At 68.7% G+C, this 6,710-nt stretch carries 5 protein-coding genes; 4 read left to right on the top strand and 1 reads right to left on the bottom strand.

Annotated elements, in window-relative coordinates; genetic code table 11:
* Positions 1-183: 183 nt before the first annotated feature.
* A complete protein-coding gene (locus ACFRKB_RS26095; protein WP_383108857.1) occupies positions 184-1,215 on the bottom strand; it encodes a GDP-mannose 4,6-dehydratase in 1,032 nt (343 codons plus the stop codon).
* A gap of 275 nt (positions 1,216-1,490) precedes the next feature.
* Between ACFRKB_RS26095 and ACFRKB_RS26090 the strand changes: the two genes are divergently transcribed.
* From ACFRKB_RS26090 to ACFRKB_RS26075, 4 genes are all read left to right on the top strand, one after another.
* Positions 1,491-3,257 (top strand): ABC transporter ATP-binding protein, encoded by a 1,767-nt coding sequence (locus tag ACFRKB_RS26090; RefSeq protein ID WP_383108855.1) that lies wholly within the window; start codon positions 1,491-1,493, stop codon positions 3,255-3,257.
* Positions 3,226-5,076 (top strand): ABC transporter ATP-binding protein, encoded by a 1,851-nt coding sequence (locus ACFRKB_RS26085; RefSeq protein ID WP_383108854.1) that lies wholly within the window; start codon positions 3,226-3,228, stop codon positions 5,074-5,076. Before ACFRKB_RS26090 ends, ACFRKB_RS26085 begins: the two co-directional genes overlap by 32 nt.
* Before the next feature lie 90 nt (positions 5,077-5,166).
* A complete protein-coding gene (locus ACFRKB_RS26080) occupies positions 5,167-6,015 on the top strand; it encodes a metallophosphoesterase family protein (RefSeq protein WP_383108853.1) in 849 nt (282 codons plus the stop codon).
* Positions 6,012-6,695, top strand: a complete 684-nt coding sequence (locus ACFRKB_RS26075; RefSeq protein WP_383108852.1) for a 4'-phosphopantetheinyl transferase family protein — start codon at positions 6,012-6,014, stop codon at positions 6,693-6,695. Before ACFRKB_RS26080 ends, ACFRKB_RS26075 begins: the two co-directional genes overlap by 4 nt.
* Positions 6,696-6,710 lie beyond the last annotated feature (15 nt).

Raw genomic sequence — 6,710 nt, 5'->3', positions numbered from 1 at the left:
CTCAACTCAACCCATCTCGACAGCCAGCGGCCGAACATGAATCACGCGGGGCATCTCGCGCTCGCCGTGCAATGCGATAAAAGAAAGCCACATGGCTTCGCAGCCGTTTAGCGGGAAGCCATGTGGCGAGTGTCGTACGGACCGCTACGGGAATTCCCTAGTCCTCCGCGGTCCTTCGTTCCGCTACCAGTTGGAGGCCAGCAGAAGGTCCCCGTATTCGTGTTCCCGGGAGACCTGATTCAGGTCGGCGTCGACCATCATCCGCATCAGTTCCGGGAAGTCGACACTGGGCTTCCAGCCCAGCTTGGTACGGGCGTGCTCGCTGTCCGCGCAGAGAATCTCCACCTCCGCGGGGCGGACCAGCTCGGGGTCGATGACGACGTAGTCCTGCCAGTCCAGGCCCACGTGTTCGAAGGCGATGCGCACCGCGTCCCGTACCGAGTGCATGGAGCCGCTGCCCACCACGTAGTCGTCCGGCTCGTCGGGCTGGAGCATGAGATGCATCGCGCGCACATAGTCGCCGGCGAAGCCCCAGTCACGTACCGCGTCGAGGTTTCCGAGGTGCAGTTTGTCCTGCAGTCCCAGCTTGATCCGGGCCACGGCGAGGGAGATCTTCCGGGTCACGAACTCCGCGCCCCGGCGCGGGGATTCATGGTTGAAGAGCATCCCGGAAACGGCGTACATCCCGAAGGACTCACGGTAGTTGCGGGTGATGAAGTGCCCGTACGCCTTGGCGGCGCCGTACGGGCTGCGCGGGTGGAACAGCGTCGTCTCACGCTGCGGAGTCTCGGCGGCCTTGCCGAACATCTCCGAGGACGACGCCTGGTAGAAGCGGATCTGGCCGCTTCCCGCGGTGCGCGAGCTGTTGAGGCCGCTCACCATCCGGATCGCCTCAAGGACACGGAGCACGCCCATGCCGTTGACCTCGGTGACGAGTTCGGCCTGCTGCCACGACATCGGCACGAACGAGATCGCGCCGAGGTTGTACACCTCGTCCGGCTGCACGGTGTCGACGGCGGAGACCAGGCTGCCCTGGTCCATCAGGTCGCCGTCCACGAACGAGAGTTCGGAGACGAGACGGCTGACCCGGGACTTTCGCGGGTTGGCCTGCCCTCGGTTCAATCCCCAAACCTGGTAGCCCTGTGACAGGAGATGCTCGGCCAGATAAGAACCGTCCTGCCCGGTAATTCCGGTGATCAGCGCACGCTTGGTCATACCAACCCCTTCTCGACCACGGAGAGACCGCCCAAACGCAGAGCTCGGTCGACGACCTTGCATCGAATACGCTTCTGTCCGGACGATAGACATCGGCACGCTCGCAAGCCGCCGACCACGGTGTCAAGAAAACCCGTGCTTACTAGGGAATTCCTGAGTCGGAGCGGAGCCGGGAAGGCACGGAGTGGCGGAACACTAGTAATTTTCGGGACCTCGATGCGGTGCACTGTGTGCGTCGGCGTTCGGGCCGGCTCTGTCAACCGGAGCGTCTTTCCGTGCTGTTCAGACTTCTGCGCACCCATGTGCGCCCGTACCGGCGAGCCGCTGCCCTGCTGGTCCTTCTGCAACTGATCCAGATCCTCGGCACCCTGCTGCTGCCGACGCTCGGCGCCGCCCTGATCGACAACGGTGTCGTCGCCCGGGACAGCGGCTATATCGCGCGCCTCGGCGCGGTCATGGTCGCGCTGGCGCTCGTCCAGGTCGCCGCGGCGATCGGCGCGGTGTCCCTGGCGTCCCGTACCGCGATGGCGATGGGACGCGACATCCGCCGGGTCGTCTTCCGCCGGGTGCTGGACTTCTCCGCCCGTGAGGTGGGCCGTTTCGGTACGCCGTCGCTGCTGACCCGCACGGTCAACGATGTGCAGCAGGTGCAGACGCTGGCACAGTCGGGCTTCGGCATCGTGGTGGCCGCGCCCCTGATGTGTCTGGGGAGCGTCGTACTGGCGCTTCAGCAGGACGTTCCGCTGGCGCTGATCCTGGTGGTCCTCATCGCGGTCGTCGCCGTGGCGTTCGGGCTGCTGCTGGCCCGGATGGGCGTGTTCTACGAGCGGATGCAGACGTATCTCGACCGGCTCGGCCGGCTGCTGCGCGAGCAGATCACCGGTGTGCGCGTGGTGCGTTCCTTCGTACGGGACGGCTACGAGCGCGAGCGGTTCGCCCGGACGAGCACGGAGCTGTTCGAGGTCTCGCGGCGGGTCGGCCGGCTCATCGCGTCGATGCTGCCCGTGGTGCTGCTGCTGATGAACGGGTTCATGGTCGCCATCCTCTGGACCGGCGCCCACCGGATCGACAGCGGGGCGATGCGGATCGGCGCGCTCAGCGCGTTCCTCAGCTATCTCTCGCTGATCCTCATGTCGGTCGTGATGGTCGCGTTCGTGTTCCTGTCGGTGCCGCGCGCGAAGGTGTCCGCCGCGCGTATCCAGGAGATTCTGGCGACGCCGACGAGTGTGACCCCGCCGTCCGAGCCGGTGGCGGCCACGGCGGACGCCGTCGGCCGACTGGAGCTGCGCGGGGCGGAGTTCCGCTACCCGGGCGCGGAGAAGCCGGTGCTCCAGGGGATCGATCTGACCGCGGGCCCCGGGGAGAGCGTGGCGATCCTCGGCTCCACGGGCAGCGGCAAGACGACACTGCTCAACCTCGTGCTGCGGCTGTTCGACGCCACGGAGGGGTCGGTACGGGTCAACGGCGTCGACGTACGGCAACTGGACCCCGACGTCCTCAGCCGGGCCGTCGGCTTCGTACCGCAGAAGCCGTATCTGTTCTCCGGGACCGTCGCGACCAACCTCCGCTTCGGGAACCCGGACGCCACGGACGACGAACTGTGGCACGCCCTGCGGATCGCCCAGGCCGCCGAGTTCGTCGCGCGCATGCCCGGCGGGCTCGACGCCGAGATCTCCCAGGGCGGTACGAATGTGTCGGGCGGCCAGCGTCAGCGGCTCTCCATCGCGCGCACCCTGCTGCGCCGGCCCGACGTCTATCTCTTCGACGACTGCTTCTCCGCGCTCGACTACGCCACCGACGCCGCGCTGCGTACCGCGATGGCGCCGGAGATCGCGCGGTCGACCGTCATCACCGTCGCCCAGCGGGTCGCCACCGTCCGGTACGCCGACCGCGTCGTGGTCCTCGACGGCGGGCGCGTCGTCGGCACCGGCACCCATGACGAACTGCTGCGCGACAACGCCACCTACCGCGAGATAGCCCTCTCCCAGCTCACCGAGGAGGAGACCGTTCATGGTCTCGCCGGCCAGCCCCAGCCCCACTGAGTCCCGCGGGCCCGGCCGCCGGCTCCTCGGCCTGCTCCGGCCGCACCGCCCCCGGATCGCCGTCGCCCTCCTGGTGGGCATCGGCGGGATCACACTCAACGCGTTCGGCCCGCTGCTGCTCGGCAGGGCCACCGATCTGATCGTCGACGGTCTCCTCGACGGATCCGGCGGCGCGTCACCGGGGGTGACCACCGGGGGCGTCGACTTCGACGCGGTCGGGCGCGTGCTGCTGCTCCTGCTCGTGCTGTACGTCGCGGCCTCGCTGTTCATGCTGGCGCAGGGCCGGCTGGTCGCGTCCGTCGTCCAGCGGGTGGTCTTCGATCTGCGGGAGAGGGCGGAGGAGAAGCTCGGACGGCTGCCGCTGCGCTACTTCGACCGCAATCCCGCGGGCGAGGTGCTGAGCCGTACGACCAACGATGTCGACAATCTCCAGCAGACCCTTCAGCAGACCCTCGCCGAGCTGATCACCTCGGTCTTCTCCATCGTCACCATGCTCATCCTGATGCTGGTGATCTCGCCGTCCCTGGCACTGATCATGCTGGCGAGCGTGCCGGTGTCGGGGGTGCTCGCCGCCTGGATCAGCAAGCGCGCCCAGCCCCGGTTCGCCGAGCAGTGGGCGGCCACCGGCTCGATGAACGCGCAGGTCGAGGAGGTCTATACGGGCCACTCGCTGATCAAGGGCTTCGGCAGGCGCGAGCAGGCCGAGCGGCGGTTCGACGCGCACAACGAAGCGCTGTACCGGGCGGGCGCCAAGGCCCAGTTCGCCTCGGGCACCATCGAGCCCGCCATGATGTTCATCGCCAACCTCGGCTATGTGGTGGTGGCGGTGGTGGGCGCGTGGAAGGTGGTGAGCGGCGCGCTGACGCTCGGCGACGTACAGGCGTTCATCCTGTACTCCCGGCAGTTCAGCCAGCCGATCGTGCAGGTCGCCAGCGTCGCCGGGCGTCTCCAGTCCGGGATCGCCTCCGCCGCGCGGGTCTTCACCCTGCTCGACGCCGAGGAACAGGGCCCCGACCCGAAGGACCCCGTCAGGCCGGAACGGGTCACCGGACGCGTGGAGTTCGACCGTGTCGGCTTCCGCTACTCGCCCGAGACCCCGCTGATCGAGGACCTGTCCCTGACCGTGGAGCCCGGCAGTACGGTGGCGATCGTCGGCCCGACCGGGGCCGGCAAGACCACACTGGGCAATCTCCTCATGCGCTTCTACGAGGTGGACGAGGGCCGGATCCTGCTCGACGGGACGGACATCGCGGCGATGACCCGCGACGAGCTGCGCGCGCAGTTCGGTCTGGTGCTCCAGGACACCTGGCTGTTCGGCGGCACGATCGCCGAGAACATCGCGTACGGCCATGCCGGGGCCACCCGTGAGGAGATCGTCGCCGCCGCGCGCGCCACCTGCGCGGACCGCTTCATCCGTACGCTGCCGGACGGCTACGACACCGTCCTGGACGACGAGTCGGCCGGCGTGAGCGCGGGCGAGAAGCAGCTGATCACGGTCGCCAGGGCGTTTCTCGCCCGGCCCGCCGTGCTGGTCCTCGACGAGGCGACCAGCTCCGTCGACACCCGTACCGAAGTGCTGATCCAGCGCGCGATGAACACCCTGCGCGCGGGCAGGACCAGCTTCGTCATCGCCCACCGGCTGTCCACCATCCGCGACGCCGATGTCATCGTGGTCATGGAGTCGGGGCGGATCGTGGAGCGCGGCACCCATGACGAACTGATCCGCGAACAGGGCGCCTACGCGCGGCTGCACGCGGCCCGCGCCCACGGCTCCCCCCGGCCGGCCGCCGACGGCGAGCGGCTGGTGACCGGCGGCTGAGGCGTCGCCGCCCGCTTCCGCGTAATCTCGAAGGGTCAGCGCCACCGGTCCGAACAACGGCGTTCGAGCCCGACCGATAAGGACGGTATTGTGCCCGACGGAAAACTCCTCGCCGTCAGCGATCTGCATGTCGTGTACGACGAGAACCGCGCGCTGGTCGAGGAACTGCGCCCGACCTCGGACGACGACTGGCTGATCGTCGCGGGGGATGTCGCCGAGAAGTACACCGATGTCGAGTGGGCGCTGCGGCTGCTCAGCGAGCGGTTCACGAAGGTGATCTGGGCTCCGGGCAACCATGAGCTGTGGACCCACCCGAAGGATCCGTGCGATCTGCGCGGCGAGAAGCGCTATCTCCATCTCGTGGAGCTGTGCCGGGGGCTGGGCATCGCCACCCCGGAGGACCCCTATCCCGTGTGGCGGGGCGCCGGGGGGCCGGTGGCGGTCGCTCCGCTGTTCGTGCTCTACGACTACTCCTTCCGGGCTCCGGGCGCCACCACGACGGAGGAGTCGCTGCGGCTGGCCCACGAGGCCGGCGTGGTCTGCTCCGACGAGTACTTCCTGCACCCCGACCCGTTCGCGGGCCGCGACGCCTGGTGCTGGTCGCGCGTCGAGGAGACCGAGCGCCGGCTGTCGGCCGTCGATCCGTCCCTGCGTACGGTGCTGGTCAACCACTTCCCGCTGGTCCGTGACCCCACCCGCGTCCTGTACTACCCCGAGTTCGCGCAGTGGTGCGGTACGGAACTGACCGCCGACTGGCATGTGCGCTTCCGCGCCGCCGCCGTGGTCTACGGCCATCTGCACATCCCCCGGGTCACCCGGCACGACGGGGTGCGCTTCGAGGAGGTGTCGATCGGCTATCCGCGCGAGTGGCGCAAACGCCCGCCCCGGGAGCCGCTGCGCCAGATCCTGCCGGAGCCGGCCGGACAGGCCGCCCGGTGATCGGGGCGGTGCTGCCCGCCGAGGTCGCGGCCGAGGCGGCCTACGACGACGGGCGCGAGCCGGGCGAGGAGCTGTTCCCGCAGGAGAAGGCGCTGGTGGCGAACGCGGTCCCCAAGCGGCAGCGGGAGTTCACCACCGTACGGTTCCTGGCCCGGCGCGCGATGCGCCGTCTGGGGCAGCGGCCCGTACCGCTGCTGCCCAACCGGCGCGGGGCGCCGCAGTGGCCGGAGGGCATCGTCGGGAGCATGACGCACTGCGACGGCTACCGCGCCGCGGTCGTGGCCAGGGCCGAGGGGACGGCGGCGCTCGGTATCGACGCGGAGCCCGACGCGCCGCTGCCCGAAGGTGTGCTGGAGGTCGTCGCGCTGCCGGCCGAGCGGACGCGCATCGCGTCGCTGACCGAGCGTCACCCCGGCGTCAGCTATGACCGGCTGATTTTCAGCGCCAAGGAGAGCGTTTTCAAGGTGTGGTATCCGCTCACCGGGCGCGAACTCGACTTCTCCGAGGCGGAGATCGACATCGATCCGGTCGAACGGACCTTTCAGGCAAGGCTTCTGGTACCGGGCCCCTTCGTGAATGGCCGTCATATCGGTGAATTCCAGGGCCGTTGGATCGCGGAACGGGGACTGGTGGCCACCGCCATCCATCTGACATCTGAATCGTCATCAGTTTTTCATTGAATCCCTCATCACTCG

Origin of the sequence: Streptomyces scopuliridis (assembly GCF_042790125.1) — a bacterium.
Taxonomy (GTDB): domain Bacteria; phylum Actinomycetota; class Actinomycetes; order Streptomycetales; family Streptomycetaceae; genus Streptomyces; species Streptomyces scopuliridis_A.
Note: the sequence above shows the minus strand (reverse complement) of the source record. Positions and strands in the feature narration are given on the sequence as shown.